The sequence below is a fragment of the Aquirufa antheringensis genome, from assembly GCF_023921165.1.
GTDB lineage: Bacteria > Bacteroidota > Bacteroidia > Cytophagales > Spirosomataceae > Aquirufa > Aquirufa antheringensis.
Map to the genome: position 1 here is coordinate 2,127,387 of NZ_CP049835.1, position 19,471 is coordinate 2,146,857.

The window sequence follows — 19,471 nt, forward strand, 5'->3', positions numbered from 1 at the left end:
TTAGTCCGGCTGATAAATACGTTCCGCATTTTTCAGTATTTCCGCTTTATCTAAAGTCATCACCTTCGTCTTCTGAGCCTGGTACAGTTCGCGTTGATCCGCGAAGTGTTTCGACTCTGGATGTGAACTCGCTCCAAAGGTATTCACCGTCTCAATCAGTGGCAAACCTCCGCTTTTAGGAAACTTCACAAAACCGATGTAGGCATCCCCTGAATTCATCTTACGTTGTGATTCGCCCATTGGCTCAGACATGACCGCCGCTAACACATCTGGCATTCCAGCTTGAGGCCAATCTTGATCTCCTCTTTTCAACCGTTGGAACTCCCCTAGCGTCACGTCCAAGCGGCCGTAGTGCTTCAGTAAGAAATCGTGCACGTACTGCGTTAGCTCGACTGCTTCCGATTCTGTTAATGGATCTTTCGATGCGTTTTTGCGTATTTTAGAGGCCCCATAATACGCAATGTTATAATACAAAGCGCCTATACTTTCGATATTGGTCACGTGGTCCCATTGTTGGATGCCCCGGATAATAGTGGCCAAAGCAGGATATTTAGAAGCATCAAGCGTAAATAGCACCGAAGCATCGTATCCATAGGGGTATAAAATCTTCGCTGGCAATTGACGATCGAACTTGATGCGCTTTAAATCTTCCCAACCTATTTTGTCGTAGGTGTCAATTAAGTCCTTAGCCCGCTGTGAACGGTTATTATGGTAGGTCTCGTATCCGTCGTATTTATCGTAGTTCGCAGGATTTAGATTCTCATTAACGGCCGTAGCCATAAAGGGCGAGTGATTCGTGTTAAACAAATACCCAGCTGCCGGATTCAAGTGCTGCGGTAATTCATTCAGCGGTTTGAATTTTTCCCAAAGTGTCTCCCGCGTATTTCCTGGTAGTGTGGAGGCCCAGTTGAACTTAGGATTACGATAAGGCATCTTCCCATTGGAGATATAGAAGATGTTGTCTTCCTTGTCTGCATACATAATGTTGAACATAGGCAGGTGATTCTGGTTCAAGGCTGCCTTGAATTCCGTGAAGTTCGTAGAGCGGTTCATCGCATACCACTGCTGAAGAGCACCGGCGTCCATTAGAGACGGAAGACGTAAGGAGAAATAGCCACCTTTGGGCGATTTCACCGTGGGGCCATAAATCGATTCGTAGGCCATCTTAGAGACCGAGAAGGGAATCCCTTTAATGTTCAGCTTTATTCTTCTTTTTACCAAAGGCAACCATTCGCCATCCACCTCGTATTGACCCGGATGCGCTTTGTCCGTCTTCAATTGATAGACGTCGATTTTGTCCTGGAAATTTACCGTATGCGCCCAAGCGAGATTAGGTGTCACCCCGTGGAAGATCAATGGACCGCCCGGGAACAAACCACCCAAGATATTCCAACCCTCCTCCGATTGCACATGAGCCTCATAGAAAGCCGTAGCGCCCTCGATGGGCTGATGCGCGTTAATGACTAACATCGGCTCGCCAGTAGCCGATTTCGAGCTCTTAATGGCAAAGGCATTACTCCCTTCTCCGGTAAAGCCGGGAAGCGAGGGAATGGAGCCATCGAGGATTTTGGGCAAAGCCTTATCCACTCCACAGAAAATAGCCACCGAAAACATCGTCGTCGCTATATAATCTTCTATCGCAATAGGAAATACGTGCTTGTTCACTACTTCCGATGGATGTGCCTTCCCATAGGCTTCTAGCCCCATCAGGTAGCCCTGCACTAATTGCAGAAAGCGAGGATCCATCGCCTTGATCTGCTGATCCACCACCTTGCGCGTATTCAATAAGCCAAAAACAAAATCCACCGGCGCGCCTTTCTTGCCAAGGTGTGTGCCTAACTTGCCCTTACCGGTTAGAATAAGCGTCTGAATCGTCTTAAAGTCATCCTCAGAATGCGCCCAGGCTAAACCATAAGCTACTTCTGGATCTGTAGGCGCAAATATGTGTGGAACCCCGTAAGAATCGCGTGCGATCGTTATTTTGTCCTTGCGGATAATCGGCTGTTGCTGGGCATTTGCCCAAAAAGTAAAAAGGCAAAGAGCTATAAGTGGTAATTTCATTTTGAGGGTTTTGCGAGTAAGTTAGCTAATAAACGGTAGGCGCCTGGAACGCCAGCCGGTAATTCCCGGAAGAAAACCAATCCGGTATAAATGAATTGACCTTTTCCGTATTTGGTAACAGCGATGTTTCCCTTGTTTTCTGCTTCATTCGGATCGGTAAACCCGAGAGGAAATTCGAAATGTGGATCATTGGTCTCCGCTGTATAAACACTGCGTTCTTGGATCCAATCTTGGAAATCTGTTTCACTGATTTTGTTTGGGCTGTTGAGGAGCGTATGCGACGGCAAAAGGAATGCGGGTTTCGCTTCTTCTTTTGTAATCCGGTTACGCGAAACCAGCAAGGGATAAGGCGACATACTCGACTTCATAGGCCCTAAGAAACTGGCCGTATTGTATTGAACGACATAATTGCCGCCATTCTCGATGTATTTCATGATCTCAGGATAAGCGTTTTCCCAATAGTCATTGGTATTGTAAGCACGCACACCGGTAAGCACCGCATCGTATTTCTGCAGATTCGCTGCCGTTAAGTCTTTCTCCCCTAAGAAGTCGACCTCGTATCCCATCTGCTTTAATGCCTCTGGGACCTTATCGCCGGCGCCTTTGATATAGCCTAAGCGATTACCTTTTTTCGCGAAGTCGATGTGCAATAAGCTCAAGTTCACTGGTGTGAAATAGCGTTGGGTCGGAATGTGTGGGTATTCAATGGTTTGCAAGTCGAGTGAATCGATCCAGTTTTCGCTCCCAGCGTAAATATGTAATTGGAGGTTGCTGGTTATTTTTCCGTCAGGTACGACTGCCTCGTTGAAAGAGACAGGCCATTCCCGCTTCTCCCCTGCTTTCATTCCCTCTTTTAGACTGATGTTTGCCAAAACCGATGCCCCCGACTTCACCTCCATTCGGCCAGGCTTTAAAGCGGCTAATGCCGTGATGGATAGTTGAATCGTTTTTGTTGTCTTGCTGCCTTTTGGCAATAATACTACGTTAGAACTTAAGCGAAAGACCGTTTTAGGGGTCACGGCGATAGGCTGCAAGATCTCTCCTTTCACTGGGTCGATGATCAATTCTTGTACCGGTTTCTCTAGGGAAAATTCTTCCCCTTGAATGTGGAAGATTGCTTTTGCGGTATACGCTGGATCTACCTTAGCTTGACCGATCTTCTGTTGATCACTCACATTAAAATGTCCTGTGGCTTTCGCTTCTTGTATCCAATACGGTTGTGTAATGGGCGCGGAGGCCGTGATTACGCGATTGAAAGGATACTTTTTATAGGGTTCAATTTTACCTAGGATGGTTGTATCAATTCCAGCAAATGAAATGCTAACATGATCTACATTTATAGGCGCACGAACGATAAACTCCGTCTTGATAGGAAGCTTCTCTCCTATGGCTACCATGCCTTGAGAAGTCGTAGCTCCTAAGTAAACTCCCGCTGCGCTGACAACCCAGGCATTGATTTCTGCAATTTTCTTCTGCGTCCAAGGGCTAGAAGGAAGCGCTTGAATCGATTTCTTTAAGTTGATCAGAGCCGAAATGCTCTCGTAAGGTTTCTCCGGATTGTAGTCTTTAATGATGGGTACAATAAGCGCATCGATGTTCGGATTCACGCGATTCCATGAGGCGTCTACCCCATCCCACAAGAATTCTTTGGGAGCCTCACCGCCTAAAGTGGCGAAGTATTCTGTGCTTCTTCCGCGGTCCACCGCAAAGCCAAAACCTTGGGATTTATGCTGGCTCCGGCTGTAGGCGGCTAGTTCTCCGGTGCTTTGGCCTAAAAAGGGCAGATAATCGCCAATATTTACTTTGAACTGAGAGTCAGAAATAGTCGAATTTCCCGTCGAACCCGGGAAACGGAATGTGTTCCACAATAATCGTTTCGCCTGCCACACGTCCACTCCCTTTTTCAATTGTTCTGGGAACATCTTGGGATCTGCTGCTGCCTTATAGGCTTCAATGGCCAGTGCCGCGGAGGCAGAATGATGCCCGTGTCCAGCCCGTGCATCCGGTGGAAAGCGCGTGAAAATGATATCAGGACATGTTTTTCGAATCACCCAGACTAAGTCCGATAGAATCAGTTGCCTGTCCCAAAACACCAAAGCTTCCTCCGTCGACTTCGAAAAGCCAAAGTCAAACGCACGCGAAAAATATTGATTCGCCCCGTCAATTCTCCTAGCGGCTAACAATTCTTGTGTTCGGATTAATCCTAAAGGAACACCTTGCTCGTCGCCGATGAGATTTTGGCCGCCGTCTCCCCTTGTACAGGCAAAATAGCTCGTCTCCCAATGTTGTTGCTGGGCGAACCACGTCAACATATGCGTACTTTCATCGTCCGGATGTGCGGCCACATGCAACACAGAGCCAAGCACCCGTAATTTCTGCAAATCTTCTCCTAATTGGGCAGAGGTGCGTTGTTGTGCTAAAGCTGGAAGGGCCAATAAGGCCAATAGGATGAGCTTTTTCATTAAACTAGCATATTTCTATTCCACGGACCGCGATAATTTCTAGCTAATAAGGCGGTTGCTTCTGGGTCATTTAATACGGTTTTTGTTCCTGGGTTGTAGGAAAGAGGTCGACCTAACTTCATGGAAAGATTCGCAATGATACAGGATGCCGTAGAAATATGTCCTTCAGCGATGTCTGCAATGGGTTTTGAACCTTTATCGATTGCGGCTAAGAAATCGAGCATATGGCCACGCGTAGCTGGTGCCGCATTTAATTCAATGCGATCCTCTTTTAAATCTTCTGGATATTTCTCTTTTTCATAGACCACATCCATGTGCAGTTTCTCTCCTTTAGGATCCGTAGGCGTGAAATCGTATTTCATAGTGCTCATTCTCAGCGTTCCTTTTTCGCCGTAAATAGTTAAACCCCACGGATATTCTGGATCTGGAGGAGTGCCCCAAGTTCTATGTTGCCAAACACAGTTCAATCCATTGTATTCAAAAACGGCTGTTTGTGTGTCAGGGATGTTCGATTTGCCCTCTTTTTGGACATAAATACCACCTTCTGAACTCACGCGGTTAGGCCAGCCTAAATCCAGCATCCAGCGCGCCGTATCAAACATGTGGATGCACATATCGCCCATAATTCCATTGCCATACTCCTCGAAAGTTCTCCACCACCGCGTGTGTGGTAAACCATCATAAGGACGCAATGGCGCAGGTCCCGTCCACATTTCGTAGTCAAAATAGTCAGGAACAGCTTGTACTGGCGGATTACCATTATTGCGCATGTGGTAATAGCAATACATCTCCACGTGAGCCACTTTTCCTAAAAAGCCTTTGTCTATAATCTCCTTTTTAGCCTGAATTAGGTGCGGTGTACTTTTACGTTGAGTTCCCACCTGAACCGTTTTGCCGTATTTTCTAGCGGCCGCGACCATCGCCTCGCCTTCCAGCACATCGACTGAAATAGGCTTCTGCACATAGACGTGTGCCCCGGCCTTCACGGCATCGATCATCTGTAGCGCATGCCAATGATCTGGACTACCTACAAGGGCGATATCTAGTTCATTTTCCTTCAATAATTGGCGGTAATCACCGTATAATTTCGGTGTTTTACGGGATTTTTGGCGAGCAGCAACGAGCTTTCCTGCTTCTGTTAACATATTTCGATCTGGATCGCACAAGGCTACTACTTCTACAGGTACGACCTGCATGAGTCGGAATAAATCACTCTTTCCGTACCATCCAGCGCCAATTAAGGCCACTCGGTACGGTCGTGCGGGATTCACTAAATCTAATCCATAAGCGCCAAAGGTAGACATGGCCAAAGCGGCCGATGCCCCTTTCATAAAATGTCTGCGGTTAATGTTAAAGTTTTTCATAGGATGATCGTTAAGACTGATTCAGCCGGTATTTCTAGGTTTAGTTTTTCTATGCTTAGGTTCTTTTTGCGGCCTTCGTTTTGGACCAGTAAGACTACTTTCCCATCCGGACGCTTAAAGGCAGCCGCTTGAATGCCTTCAGGCACATCGATTCCTAAGCGTATAGAGCCAGCTGGAACAAATCGTGCTGCTTGCATAACAATATAATACGATTGATTTCGAATGATATCCTGACCTGAGATGGTTAGCGCACCTAAGCATTCTGTGCAACCACCAGGTGTATGTGGCCCATAGCTAGGATCATTCGCTAAATTCCATTCAATGGCCGTTTTCGCATGATTATTCACCGCACCTAAGATGACATTCTTAACGTGCCACATGAAATCACCTGTAAAATCCCCTTTGTATCCCGTCCATTGCTCGGTAAAATAGAGGTCTTTATCCGGATGCGCCGCTTTCACTTTGCTCAAGGCTGAGATATCCCCATTGTACAAGTGGAAAGCTGAACCACTCACATATTGTTTTGCATCCGCATCATTTAATAAGTCAATGGCGTACTCTGGATGATCGCAATTGTGATCGTATACGATGATTTTGGTCGTGATTTTTCGCTTTTTGAATACAGGACCCAAGGCTGTTTTGATAAAATTCGCCTGCATCTGCGAGCTCATGTACATGCTGGGGTTGTTTCCTGGGTGTAAGGGCTCGTTTTGGGGCGTTAATGCCCAGATAGGAATTCCCTCTTTCTCCATCGCTTGAATGTAGTTTGCGAGGTAATTCGCATAGGTTATATAGTGCTTTTCCAAAAGTGATCCGCCTTTACTCTCCCCATTATCCTTCATCCAGGTGGGTGGAGACCAAGGTGTGGCCATCAATTTTATCGCTGGGTTAATGGTTAAAATTTGTTGTAAAACGGGAATTAAGTCTGCTTTCGAGGGTTCTAAGCTGAATTTTCTAGGCTTGTCTTCGTAGGAGAATACGGTTGCGTCTAGATCTGTTGCACCCACACCTATTCTTAGAACGGAGATTCCATTGGGTCCAAATAATTCCTGTAACAAAGCCGCTCTTTTGGTGGGTTCTAATTGCTGAATTAATTGAGCGCTACCGCCGGTTAAGGTAAATCCGAATCCATCGATGCTTTGAAAGGATTGTTCTGGGTGTACCGTAATCTTCGCTCCGCTGAAATCAGAATAGAGATTTTCGGTCTTTTGAAAAAAGGATTTCTGTTTAGGAAGGCTAAGAATGGTTTCTGTTTGGGAAAAACAGAAAAGAGGCAAGCTTAGCAGCAGCACAAGTTTTTTCATAGGTTTAAATTTCATTAAAGATATCGATTATTTACAAAAAAATAAACCGCCTTTTTGAGGGGCGGTTTATCAGTAGGTTTACTATTTTTTCCGTTTCATCGCGGCGGCCTTATGACCTGAGAGCGATTTGTGTGAATCTAACCCTATAAGAGTCACAGATCCACCTCCGCGTTCATAATCGCGCTTAAAGTGTTCGAAATTTTCCATTACGGAGTGATCGACAAGATGCGTTTTGGAAAGGTCAATTGTTACATGGAATCCAGATGGAATGGCTTCTAGTTTACGTTTGATTCCCAAGTAATTTGTGAATACCGCAGCATCAGAAATCTCGACAAGGTAGGCGTCATCAGTGAATGAAACCTCCGTAGGTGCGCTGAAGATGGCTTTTAATGGCTTGCCGTTAAATAAATTGACTAAGATTTCGGTCAAAATACCGGCTCCAATTCCCACCAATAAATCTACCCCCAAAGTGAAAAAGATCGTCACCAGGAAAATCAATAGTTGCTCTTTTCCTTTTTCAAGTGTGTGGATGAATTCTTTCGGGTGTGTTAATTTGATACCTACCGTGATTAACATGGCTGCTAAAGCGGTATTGGGGATTAATTCAATTAAATGAGCAGCTAATAAGACGAATACTAAAATAAAGAATCCGTGGAAGAAGTTTGCCCAACGTGTTTTGGCCCCATTCGCGATATTAGCTGATGAACGCGCTACTTCTGAAATCATTGGTAAACCACCTAAAAACGCGACCAATGTATTCCCGATACCGGTGGCAATCAAATCTTTATTCGCATCTGATTTACGTTTGTAGGGATCTAACATATCCATGGCTTTTACCGTCAAAAGGGATTCCAAAGTACCCACTAGGGCAAACATAATCACAAACTTGATAAAAGTTCCAGTTTGATTGAAGCCATCAAAAGAGGCATTCAATTTTATATTATCTACCAAATTCCCAATGTGAACAAGGGCATATCCTGGTTCAGTGGTTTGGAAGTCCATGATTAATTCTGCCGGAATTGCAATCGCTAAAACAACTAATGGCGCAGGGATTTTTTTAATCAGCGGGTTCTTAATATAAGGCCATCCCATCATAATGACCAAGCTGATTGCACCGATTAAAGTAGCCTTGGGGTCCCAATTTGCAATAAATTCAGGTATGGCTGCGAATAATTCCAAAGGTTCTTTTCCTTTGGCTAGGATTGGATTCACGTCTAAAAATACTGGAATCTGCTTGCCTATGATGATTAATCCAATCGCTGCTAACATACCGTGTACGGCAGAAAGGGGGAAGAAATCCATTAATTTGCCCAGTTTGAATACCCCGAAAAGGATTTGGACTAAACCCGCTATCACCATCGCTCCTAGGGCTAAATGCCAGCCTTGTTCTCCTCCGCCAAATTCAGCTACAGCTCCCGCCACAATCACAATTAATCCAGCTGCAGGTCCTTTTATGGTTAAACGTGATCCACTAAATAAACTGACAACGATACCCCCAATGATGGCGGTAAGTAAACCCATAATCGGAGGGAAATCCGATGCTTTAGCAATCCCTAAACTTAAAGGAAGCGCTAATAAAAAAACAATAAATCCAGAGGCTGCGTCTGACGCATAGTTCTCTTTTAATCCGGCTAGGCCGTCTTTAGGTATATTCTTCATCTTAAAAATATCTGTTTGAAAAGGTGGCATGGGTTCTATAATTAGGACCCATAAAAATGCGGGCATATATACGGATCACGGCTAATCCATCCAGGATAAAGCTAAGTGAAACGATGCCTGCAAGTAAAAATTGATCTTCGTGAATGTGTGAAAAGATTAAATCCTCTCCTATGAACGTGGGTGTTATCGGAAATCCGGTCAGGCCTAAACACGCTAACAAAAAGATTAGCGCAATTTTAGGATGGTTTTCAGATAAACCTTGGAAACGATTTAAGGTCATTTTGCCTTCTTGTTGGAATAAACGTTGCAAGCAAAGGTATCCAATAAGCCCAGCTACCATAATTCCACTTAAATAGAGCACTGACTCGAAGGAATCAAATTTCTCATTTAATGAAATGGCTAAGGCAATCCAGAAATGGTTCATGATTACCAAAATCCAGCTTAAACGAATACTCCTGCGTTGTGTAAAGGATTTAAATACGAGCACTAAGCCAATTCCTGCAAAAAATACGGGTAGCCAGTGCAAGGCAGTTACATTCATTTGGTTTTCGTTGATCAGGTAATAACTGATGCCAAAAGCCGGTACAAAATAGGCCATCAACCGTTTTCCATTTAAGAAATTCAATTTGTTGCCAGCCCATTTCATTGGATTCCAAAGGTATTGGTACAACATCGAATCTAAATTCCACTCCTTTAGGCAGAGTACATAGAGCGTATTACGCCATTTTAGAGGCAATAATCGCTCAATAGAAAGAGCTCTAGGCTCGAAGTGGTAGAATTGCTCTCTGATCAAATAGGAAACCACGGATGGCGAAACCAATAATTGATAGGTTCGTAGGAATGCATTACCAGCGAAATGGAACAAGGCTAATTTTTCAAACCCAAGCGAAACTTCGATGAAGATCAAACCTATTTGCGCAATGGAGGCATAGGCAATCTGACTTTTCACCGATGATTGAACTCGGGCAATTCCAGTTGCCACTAAAGCCGTCAATAAGCCTAATCCTGCTATTAGAATTCGCACTGAGGTTTGATTCTCCCAAAAAGGGAACGTCCTGAGCATCAAAAAGACCCCGATATGCACCGAAAGCGAACCATAAAAAATGGCCGAAGACGGTGTAGGACCTTCCATAGCGCGCGGTAACCAAGATGAAAAGGGTAATTGAGCTGATTTTGCCGTGGCTGAAAGTAAAAACATCAAGGAGATAAATACCCCGATGATACTATGTGTTTGCAAATGCTCGTGAACCAATTCAGCATTGTTTAACTGGGAAAAAGTAATGTTTTGGCCCCATAAATGATGGCTAGCCCACATCGCTAAAATAATTCCCACATCGCCGATACGGTAAATAGAGAATACTTTCACCGCATTCTTCACCGGTAAATAACGTTCTCGGTAGAAAGAAATTAGTAGGAAAGACGAAATTCCCAGGATTTCCCATCCGATGAATAGTGTCTCTAAATTTCCAGAAAGCGTTGTCACACAATAACCCACATAGAAAAAGAGCGTGGTGTTAAAAAAGCGCTTATACCCCGCTTCGCGGTGTAAATAATAGCGAGAATACAAGGTCACCATAAACGTTAATATGGCTCCCACAAGCAAATAGACCGCTGTTATTTTGTCAAATAGAAAATCAATTTGGAAGACATATTCCTCGTTTTTAAAGAGGATAATGTCATTGATTTGTATCGTCTCAGCGCCAGTAAAAAGCCAATAAGCGATGAATCCTGTTGCGAGACTTAATTGAATCGCTAAGGTGCTAAAGGCTGTAACAGAAATGAGTGTCTCGTTCTTTTTTGGTAAAATTAAACTCACCAAAAAGCCGAAAATAGGCACCCAGATAAATAAATGGAGGGTTAAATTCATGGTTGGATTAATTTTGATTGAGTAGATACACAGGGAAATTTTCTTGCGACGACGCTAATAATTCATCCAAATTATCAATCTCTTGGATATCCTTTGTTAGCGGTTCGTAAGGCTTAAACTCCCCTTTTTCAAATACAGACAACTCTTTCGTCTCTGGATTAATCGACACGAGTTTCACCCAATCATTGATGAACCATTCATAGGTTTCTTCGGCCTTTTGGATGGTTTTCAATACAATTTCAGGGAAGTGCTCCACGATCAACAACAAACGAACCGGGTCGTGAACTTCGGTCATCTGAGCAGGTAAACCGGGTCTTAAATCACCATCGATTCCATTGGCCACCCCAAAAAGTCCCATCACATTGTGCGGTAACTTCGTCCCTGCGCCTAATTTCTCGCCATCCACTCTAGAGAAGTAATATTCTAAATTGATTCCACCACACACAGGCGCAGCCGCTTTCAAAATGTTGAATAAATACGTTCCATCGGGATCTACGCGGTAATCAAAGGAGTTCAAGAACGAACGGCGATCTAAGAAAACCCCTTTCGATAATTCTCTTCGACCCACGATGCACAAGGCATTCGTCGCGTGATTTAGTTCTGGACGCGGTTCAAAAATGGAAACGGAACGGGTTCTGATTTTCTCATGAATTTCGCTTGCTCTCGCTGAGGTGTTGATGGACTCAAAGCGCCTTGAACGTTCTTTGGCATTATTATCTAAAGCCTTATCAAACAATTTTACGTGTTCCGCGTGCTTTATTTTATAATCTGCATAGGTGATTTGTTCATCGTAGAAAACGACATCATCGCGAGTCGTGTCACGTAAACCTCCCACGAATACAGTCGTTTCCGGAATATGAATCCCTTTTTCACTTAGAATTGCACGCACCTCTGGTTTATTGGCCATTTGGCTGATCACCCGCGCATTAACTGAACCCGCACGTCCTGAACATGCGCCACAATCATAGGCCGCGTAATGGGGATTATTCACCGAACTTGCTCCGTGACCGATCACATAAACGATAGGGGCAAAATTATCCACAAGTCCAATGCTCTTCAATAAGCTTTCGACTCTTACCGCCATTTCTTCGATATGGAAGCCTACTTGAAGCCCATTTTCCATCGCTTGGTAATCCACCCGAATGGTCGAAAATTTATCCACGTGCTTCAATGAAGAGGCAGTCGCAGGACTCATCGATGGTTTGAATAGGTTTACGAAAAGCTTGGCAGCAGACCAAAATCCAAGTGTTTGGCTAAATAACCAACCCGTATAGAAATTATGGCTGTGCTTCGAGAAATGGAGATCAGTTCCTAACTTTTTCTCGCTTCCCTCCTCTTTGATTAAGTAGTAAGGGGTCACTGGAGCGGGACAAAGTTTGGTATAAAATTTACCTCCTACCGGCTGATAGAAAAACTCCACAGAAAAGAATCCCGGTGTTCCATAGGTATCACAGGCTGGATCTAATGCCTCCAAATGACGTCTAAACGAACATTCTCGGTCATCAATGCAAAACATCGCTTGGAAGCTTTTCGAATGCGGTTTAATGGAGTCCACCTTTTCCATTTGCAAGCCTTTTAAAACCTGGTCATAATAGGTCCATTCAAAAGCTTCTTGCCAAAGGCTCAACACATCCAACTTCTCCCAATAACCAATCGGATCATGCAAGGGAATAATTTTCTCTGTCGCGAAATGGCCAATTGGAGACCAGGATTGGTCTAACTTGTAGTTCAGCGCATCAAACTCTAACAATAATTCAAATAGAATTAAGTCTTCTAACTTAATCAGACGGGTATCCAATAAAGTCTGAGGTAGATCCTCCACAGTAGAAACCATTCCTGACCATCCCTGGTGAGAAAACTGTTGATCGTATAAATACTGCTCATACAGTTCTTCCTTATCCCCCACAACTTTCTTTAGCAAGTCCGTTATGCTCAATTCAGGATTTAATAAGAGTTTTTTCGTTTCCTTACTGTAAAAAATACTCGCGAAACTGGTGCTTTCAAGTGTTCGAATTGCTTCTAAAAAGGATTTGCCCTCTAAAGGGAAATTCCAGATGGAAATACCTTGGTCTAAAAAGCTTCCGATAATTCGAAATAAGGTAGGATGTACTAAGGAATCTAAGTCAATTCCGTAGGTACTTTTCCAAATACCCCGTAAAGCTCCCACTCGTCCAGGTTCAACGGTAGGATATTCACCAAAGAGTAATTTACCCTTCCAGGCTTCCGCATTTCCTTTTTTCTGTACTAGAACGCGTTCTAAAACATCATCCGAGATTCGCCCTTCCTGATACATCGAACGAAAGGTCTCTAATGGGAAATAGACTTGGTAACCTAGTTTTACATGCGCGGTGGCTAATGCTTCGTGAAACGCTAGGTTTTGGAATGCATGCAAGGTATTGTGGTGCACAAAGTCCATTAATGGAGCTTGTGCTGGCAAAAAGTGCTTCAGTTCATGAATCACCTGATGCTCATCAAATGAGGTTGGCATATTCAAATAAATTAAAATGTAAAAAATACGATAGTATCGTAGGCTTTTTTACAGTCTAATATTTCTGAAAGTCAAGAAAATAGGTGTTTTAAAGAAGGCGAATGCCTTAGTGGGAAAACCTGTTTTTGTTCTAGAAATGGAGAAATCTACAGGTGAAAATAGCGAAGAGACTTTATATAAATTAAAAGGAATAAATAAATTATCGTCCTCATTCTCCGTAGTATCCTCTTCGAATAAAAAATCCATAAAACCATAGTCAGATGACTCGGTTTTATGGATTTGTTGTGATTTTTCTTTTTGAATGGAAGCTTGCATCCCATCCACTTGTACTTTCGACGCCATAGACGTCAAAAACAAGAGTGAGATGAACAATAAGTATATTTTGTTTAGCTTCATTAGGTCAAATATACGCTTATTTCAGGGATGATAAGTATTCCACCACATCTCTAATTTCTCTTTTACTCATCAAAGATCCCATGGGAGGCATTCCTGATGGCAAGTTTTCTCTTGATTTAATGCGCGTTACAGGAATGCGCAATGGTTCCGCATCGTTCGTTTTTAATTGTACTAGTTCATCCGTTTCAGAAATAATCGAGCCTGAAACTTCTTGTCCATCTGTTAAGACAAAATTCGTAGTACCATAACCTGGAGAAATGCGCGCACTCGGCTCGATCAGAGCTTGTAACAATTGCTCTCTTGTTAATCTTGACGCAACGCCCTTTAAATTAGGGCCTACGTTCGTTCCCTCTCCACCTACGATATGGCAGCGTACGCATTGGACGGTTGAATTGTAATTAAAAATATTGCGTCCATCCGCCACAGAACCGCCATACAAGGCTTCTTTGAATTCGTCAGTTAGTGTTCCTTTTACTTTAAGGGCATCTAATTTAGCCACTAATTTCTCTTCATTACTTGCCTCTACAGCCTCCATTAGGTCTAATTTAATCCCAGACGGCAATTGATTATGGACCATTCTTTGAATCAAATCAGCTAAAATAGCAGATGTGTTAGCCGGCTTCATTTTGGCCATACTTTGCAATAGCGATTGCTGCTCGGTAAGCGATCCTTTTTCGAAAATCGGTTTTGTAATAGCGGGTAATTCTGTTGCGCTTAGTTCAATTTTGTTCAAATTGCTTAAGGCGATTCCGCGGACGTTTTTGTCCTCATCGCTGATTCCTTTTTCTAAGATCGAGCCTAGCTGAGGTGTTTGAAGTTCTGCCAAAGAACTTAATAAAGCTGCCCTTACCTTCGCATTGGGATGATTTTTGAAAAGGTTGATCTCAATCTCCGTGAATGATTTCAATTGTAACTCTGCTACTAATTTAGCCGTTGCGATTAAAACGTCTGGATTTTCTGAAGCGAAGAATCCCGGGATTTTAGGCTGTATACGCGCAATCACATCCGCTGGATTTCTTTCCAAAGCACCTCTGTGTCGTCCATCCACTCGGTCCATCACGGATGGGTTTGCCCAAGAACCTAAGGTCGCAATCGCTTCTGCACGTAAAGCTTCAGAGATCCCCGTTCTTTCAGAATAGGCAATCAATAAATCAATCTCTTTCGCTGATCCCACGCGCAAGCAGGCATTGATGGCTCTTCGAATGATCACCTCATCTTTCAAGCGCGAATCAGCTAAAGTCGCCGCTAACGCTGGCAAAGCCGCAGGAATGGATTCATCATCGTTAATCGCTCTCGCCGCTTCCGCCACGATGTATTCATCCGAATCTTGTAGGAATCCCGCAATTCCCGGATGAGCTAAACGACGTAACACTAAAACCGCCGCAATACGCAACGAACGATTTGGCGAATTTTGCAAAGCTAACATTGGTTCTGCTTGCCCTATTCTGCTAATGGCTAAAACCGCTGCATGACGCAAATACAGATCTTTGTCCGCGTTAGTTTCTATTAATTTCAACAAGGCAGGTATTGCTTTCTCAGAACGAATGCGACCTAAAGCCTGTGCCGCAAAGAAAGAAACACGCGGGTTAGTCGATGCTACTAATGGAATCAATTGATCTGCAGAGGACGCATTGAAAATATCCCCTAAGGCTTTTGCCGCTTGCGCGACGATTTCTTCGTCTGTATCTGCTAAAAGTGGCTGAATAGCAGTTGCTGCCTTGATTTGGCCTAATCCCCAAATTCCGTGTACGCGAGCTAACTGATTCTCTTTTTGTTGAATGGCTTTAACGAAAATAGCGCTTGCCTTTCTTTCCGCTAGTTCATATTGTGCCTTTAAACGAACACGTTGATCTGCGTAGAATAACAAGTCATACAATTGTGTCAAACTTTGTTTCGCATAATCCTGCTGGATATACTGCTTCGTTTGCTCGCGTTCCGCTTTCAAATCATTCTCTTTCTCTTCTACGTCAATTTTCCAGATGCGACCGTAATTCTTGGTATCCCATCCAAAAATCCAATCAGACGCATATAATGCTCCCTCAGGACCGAAACGAATACCTGTGGGCAAAATACCTTTCACCACATCTTCTTCTGATTTGAAGTCAAAAGAAGCCCCTTTGGGCTTTAAGTCAAAGGACCAGATATGGGACATATTTGCGTTACCCACAAACTCCACCAAGAAAAATTTATTTGTCCAACGCTTCCCTAAAGCCGTTCCTGGGTTCCAAAGCATCCCCGTAGGACCGTTGTGAAAATTGCGAATCGGTGGAATGATATAGGCTGCCTGGCCTTCCCAACGAGGGACAAATAACTTCTCATCCATCCAAACCTTGTACTGGTTGTTACGTGGATCCGTATACTTTCCATACTGCCAGTTTGAGCGCCAGCCGGCATCAGAACCTTCCACTACGTGCACTAAACGCTCACTTTCGCCTGGATGATCGCCATCGTTATCGGAACTGATTAAATTACCATAGTTATCAAAAACGAATTCGTGTGTGTTACGCAATCCGCTCGCATAGACTTCGAATTCTGAACCATCAGGATTCGAACGTACGATGACTCCAGAATTGGGATTTTTGTATTGTTTGCCATCTTTGGCCGTAATATTTGCTCCAATATCCCCAATTTGCCAATAGATTTTGCCGTCTGGGCCTTCCGTAACACCTGACATCCCATGTCCACCAAAACCAATGTGAACAGCATATCCCGTCGAAATCGATTCTGGATTCATCCATTGCCCTCCCTTGTGTTTTAATCGCATTAAATCAGGACCAATGGCCACAAAAGCATCTTTCTTCCGCACTAATAAACCTCCCGCTACATCCGTTACTTCTTCGTTAAATCCGTTAAAAACGCGCGTGGATTGATCTGCATAGCCATCCCCATTCAGGTCTTCCACTTTGTATATTTCTTCTTTTTCCACTTTTAAATCTAACCAATCGTGTGATCCATCGCCATTCATATCTGGTAGCCACGTATTTTTAGCGGAGTTCTCTGGAGCAAATGTGCGGCGTAAAAAGGCACGACGATCCTCGACTGTTTGGAAACCTATAGATTCAGTCATCCAATCGCGGTGACCTCGGATGTCAAATTCGGACCCTTTATTTCGATTCGTGCTATTGACGAAGATGGCTCCTTTGTCATCCACTGCGATGGCAACGGGATCTTGTAGCAAGGAATCGGATGCCCATAAATCTATTTTGAGTCCAGGAATGAGCTTGATAGGTTGTTTGTCTTTGATGGCTTTCGCATTTTCGGCTACCTTCGTTTGGTCTTCGTAAATAATCTTGTAGGTGTCGTCTTTGCCTTGTTTGCTACAAGAAAAAAGCGCTAAAGCGGAGCAAGAAAGTAGGATGATTCTTTTCATTGGTGTGATTAATTTTCTTCGTCCATTAAGCTGCGGCGTTGTTTGGCAGCCTGTTTAGTTGTTTTAAATCGGTAATTAAAAGTTAAATTTAGGGATGTTAATCGGCCTTGCGATTCTCCTCGGGTGTAAAAACCAGAACCATCTGTAGGTTCTAAGAAACGGGACTCGTATCGATTAATTCGAGAGCTAAATAAATCTAAAATACTCAAACTTAGTGTCCCGTTTCCTTGTAAAATATCTTTAGAAGCAGAGAAATCAGCCCACGCGATATACCCGCGCGTCCCTTGAGGGGTTTGTTGAGGCGCTTCGTAATTTGCTCTCACTTGAAAATCGACCGCACCTAGTTTAATGCGGGAACTATGGCGAACAAACCATGAATACGTATCGCTTTTAAAAGCAGCATTGATGTTAGTCGCATCGGTTATTGCTCTGAAAGCATTGATACTTAGATCCGCTCTATAGGCTTTTGTGAACGTATAGGAACTCGCAATCTCGATTCCCATTGATTGTTGATCACTTAAATTAACGGGTAGTGTTTTGGCAAAACCAGAGGTGTCTACGGATCTGAATCGGTCGATTTTTCCCAAAGTATGGCGGTAATAAAGGGACGAGCTAACACTTCCCTTATCAAAGTACCGTACGTTTCCTAAATCAAATGAATTGGTAAATTCCGGGTTCAAATTGGGGTTTCCGGAGAAGAAGTTTCGGTTATCAGAGAAGGTGACAAAGGGGCTCAAATCATTGTAAGTAGGCCTTCTAACGCGTCTGGAATAACTTAATTGAAAAGAATTGTCCGGAGTAATAGTATAGGTAAAATGGGCACTAGGAAACAAATTTGCATAATTTCGAGGGTTCTTCTCCCCTGTTTGCTCGAGTTCGGTTTGAATATCGGTGGTCTCAGCTCTTAACCCGAATTGATAGGAGAATTGCTTCATTTTATTGCCAAAAATGACATAAGCCGCAGAGATATTTTCTTTGTAATTAAATACGTTTCTTAAACCGGGGATGACGGTAAAGACGCCAGAGGGCTGTTGTTCCGTCACGATATAATCGTTGATCATATTTCTGAAACTAGTCCGAACACCCATTTCAATTTTAGCCTCTTTACCAATCGGATTTACGTAGTCTGCTTGTAAAATCCATTGACGTTCGAATTCGTCGTTTAAGGCCTTTTGTACCTTAGAAAGTTCAGGAAAAACTGATCCATCGGCTTTCTTTCCATTTTGGGTGTAGGTCTGATCCGATCGCTCCCAATAATCTAGGTAGCGCAAATCGGCACTAAATTCTTTGCCTTTTTTCGCAAAACTTTTCTTGAAAGTAAGGGCATATTCCCCATTCGGTTCCGCTTCTTTTTCATCCTGTTGGCGGTAGGTATCACTGTACAAATTGAAGACATTACCTCGGTAATCCAGGTAATTAAAGTCGGTAATGCGCTGCACATCTGTACGTCTGAAGATGTAGGAAGCCGTTAAAATGGTTTTATCATTGAAGAAATAATCGGCTCCTCCTCTTACGTTATTTACGAGGCCGGTAACATTGTTTTGAGAGCGTTGCTCTAAAATATTGGTCTGCTTACCTGTATAAACTTCTTGGTAAATACTTCCTCTGCCGGGCGTTCTGCGGTAGAAAACGCCATAGTTAATAAAGAAGTTGAATTTGTTTTTTCGGTAATTAACGATGGCTGTTCCTCCAAAATTCTCCGGATACCCCGTCGTCGTTTCTATGGCGCCGTTGAAACCTTGGTTTTGGTTCTTTTTTAACACGATATTGATAATCCCGGCCATTCCCTCCGCCTCATAGCGTGCGGATGGATTTGTGATGATCTCCACTTTATCGATGAGGTTCCCTTGCAAGGATTGTAATCCAGAAGATCCATTGATTCCAGCTAAAGTAGAGGGTTTTCCATCAATCAAAATCCGGACATTATCACTTCCCCGTAGCTTAATCGCCCCTTCTGGGTCTACTTGAATGGAGGGTAAGTTACCTAAAATTTCCGATGCCGTCGCCCCTTTATTCGCTAAATCAGTCCCCACATTAAAGATCCGTTTGTCGAGGTTGAGTTCCATAGAGGCTTTTTGGCCCTTCACTACGACTTCATTCAAGGTCTGATTACTTTCTTTTACTGTGATTATACCTAGGTTTGTAGAAGAAGTAAAAGATTGATTTGTCATCTTTAAAGCCTCATATCCAATGCTTTCAACTAAAAGATCATAAACCCCAGGCGCGACTTCCATCGTAAACTTACCTTTTTCGTTTCCAATCGTTCCGGTCACTAATGCAGCACCTTTAAATAGACGAATGCTTGAAAAAGGGACGTTCACTTCCCCTTGAATCTTGATTTTAGACTGTGCAAAAAGGCTGGAAACGCACAATAAGAGTAGTATCGGAAGAAGCCGAACAATTTTCATAGGAGAGGTTTAGAATATTCTTGTAAGATAGAAAGACAATTTTACATTGTTTATACCCTCCTGACCCGATTTTTTTCTATTTTTATATCTCA

General features: G+C 43.4%; 10 protein-coding genes. All 10 read right to left on the minus strand.

Annotated features, from left to right (window positions below):
- Positions 1-2,061 (minus strand): penicillin acylase family protein, encoded by a 2,061-nt coding sequence (locus G9X63_RS09615; RefSeq protein WP_252622765.1) that lies wholly within the window; start codon positions 2,059-2,061, stop codon positions 1-3.
- Positions 2,058-4,523, minus strand: a complete 2,466-nt coding sequence (locus G9X63_RS09620; RefSeq protein ID WP_252622767.1) for a PIG-L family deacetylase — start codon at positions 4,521-4,523, stop codon at positions 2,058-2,060. Before G9X63_RS09620 ends, G9X63_RS09615 begins: the two co-directional genes overlap by 4 nt.
- On the minus strand, positions 4,523-5,887 hold the full coding sequence (locus G9X63_RS09625) for a Gfo/Idh/MocA family oxidoreductase (RefSeq protein WP_252622769.1): 1,365 nt from the start codon (positions 5,885-5,887) through the stop codon (positions 4,523-4,525). Before G9X63_RS09625 ends, G9X63_RS09620 begins: the two co-directional genes overlap by 1 nt.
- Positions 5,884-7,191, minus strand: coding sequence for a glycoside hydrolase family 30 protein (locus G9X63_RS09630; RefSeq protein ID WP_252622771.1), 1,308 nt, complete (start codon positions 7,189-7,191; stop codon positions 5,884-5,886). The genes G9X63_RS09625 and G9X63_RS09630 overlap by 4 nt, the downstream gene beginning before the upstream one ends.
- An 81-nt stretch (positions 7,192-7,272) precedes the next feature.
- Positions 7,273-8,850: a SulP family inorganic anion transporter gene (locus tag G9X63_RS09635; RefSeq protein ID WP_252622773.1), complete on the minus strand. Its 1,578-nt coding sequence runs from the start codon at positions 8,848-8,850 to the stop codon at positions 7,273-7,275.
- Between the two features lies 1 nt (position 8,851).
- Positions 8,852-10,717, minus strand: coding sequence for a proton-conducting transporter transmembrane domain-containing protein (locus G9X63_RS09640; protein WP_252622775.1), 1,866 nt, complete (start codon positions 10,715-10,717; stop codon positions 8,852-8,854).
- A 7-nt stretch (positions 10,718-10,724) separates the two neighbouring features.
- On the minus strand, positions 10,725-13,205 hold the full coding sequence (locus G9X63_RS09645; protein WP_252622777.1) for a YbcC family protein: 2,481 nt from the start codon (positions 13,203-13,205) through the stop codon (positions 10,725-10,727).
- 48 nt (positions 13,206-13,253) lie between these two features.
- Positions 13,254-13,601, minus strand: a complete 348-nt coding sequence (locus G9X63_RS09650) for a hypothetical protein (RefSeq protein WP_252622779.1) — start codon at positions 13,599-13,601, stop codon at positions 13,254-13,256.
- A 16-nt stretch (positions 13,602-13,617) separates the two neighbouring features.
- The gene (locus tag G9X63_RS09655) at positions 13,618-16,971 is read right to left on the minus strand and encodes a HEAT repeat domain-containing protein (RefSeq protein ID WP_252622781.1); all 3,354 of its coding nucleotides are present in this window, start codon (positions 16,969-16,971) and stop codon (positions 13,618-13,620) included.
- A gap of 8 nt (positions 16,972-16,979) precedes the next feature.
- A complete protein-coding gene (locus G9X63_RS09660) occupies positions 16,980-19,379 on the minus strand; it encodes a TonB-dependent receptor (protein WP_252622783.1) in 2,400 nt (799 codons plus the stop codon).
- Between the last annotated feature and the right edge of the window lie 92 nt (positions 19,380-19,471).

Bases quoted from the DNA above. Each gene is read 5' to 3' on its own strand.
- G9X63_RS09645 (WP_252622777.1), bottom strand. From the start codon at position 13,205: ATGCCAACCTCATTTGATGAGCATCAGGTGATTCATGAACTGAAGCAC.
- G9X63_RS09630 (WP_252622771.1), bottom strand. From the start codon at position 7,191: ATGAAAAAACTTGTGCTGCTGCTAAGCTTGCCTCTTTTCTGTTTTTCC.
- G9X63_RS09660 (WP_252622783.1), bottom strand. From the start codon at position 19,379: ATGAAAATTGTTCGGCTTCTTCCGATACTACTCTTATTGTGCGTTTCC.
- G9X63_RS09625 (WP_252622769.1), bottom strand. From the start codon at position 5,887: ATGAAAAACTTTAACATTAACCGCAGACATTTTATGAAAGGGGCATCG.
- G9X63_RS09615 (WP_252622765.1), bottom strand. From the start codon at position 2,061: ATGAAATTACCACTTATAGCTCTTTGCCTTTTTACTTTTTGGGCAAAT.
- G9X63_RS09620 (WP_252622767.1), bottom strand. From the start codon at position 4,523: ATGAAAAAGCTCATCCTATTGGCCTTATTGGCCCTTCCAGCTTTAGCA.
- G9X63_RS09640 (WP_252622775.1), bottom strand. From the start codon at position 10,717: ATGAATTTAACCCTCCATTTATTTATCTGGGTGCCTATTTTCGGCTTT.
- G9X63_RS09635 (WP_252622773.1), bottom strand. From the start codon at position 8,850: ATGAAGAATATACCTAAAGACGGCCTAGCCGGATTAAAAGAGAACTAT.
- G9X63_RS09655 (WP_252622781.1), bottom strand. From the start codon at position 16,971: ATGAAAAGAATCATCCTACTTTCTTGCTCCGCTTTAGCGCTTTTTTCT.
- G9X63_RS09650 (WP_252622779.1), bottom strand. From the start codon at position 13,601: ATGAAGCTAAACAAAATATACTTATTGTTCATCTCACTCTTGTTTTTG.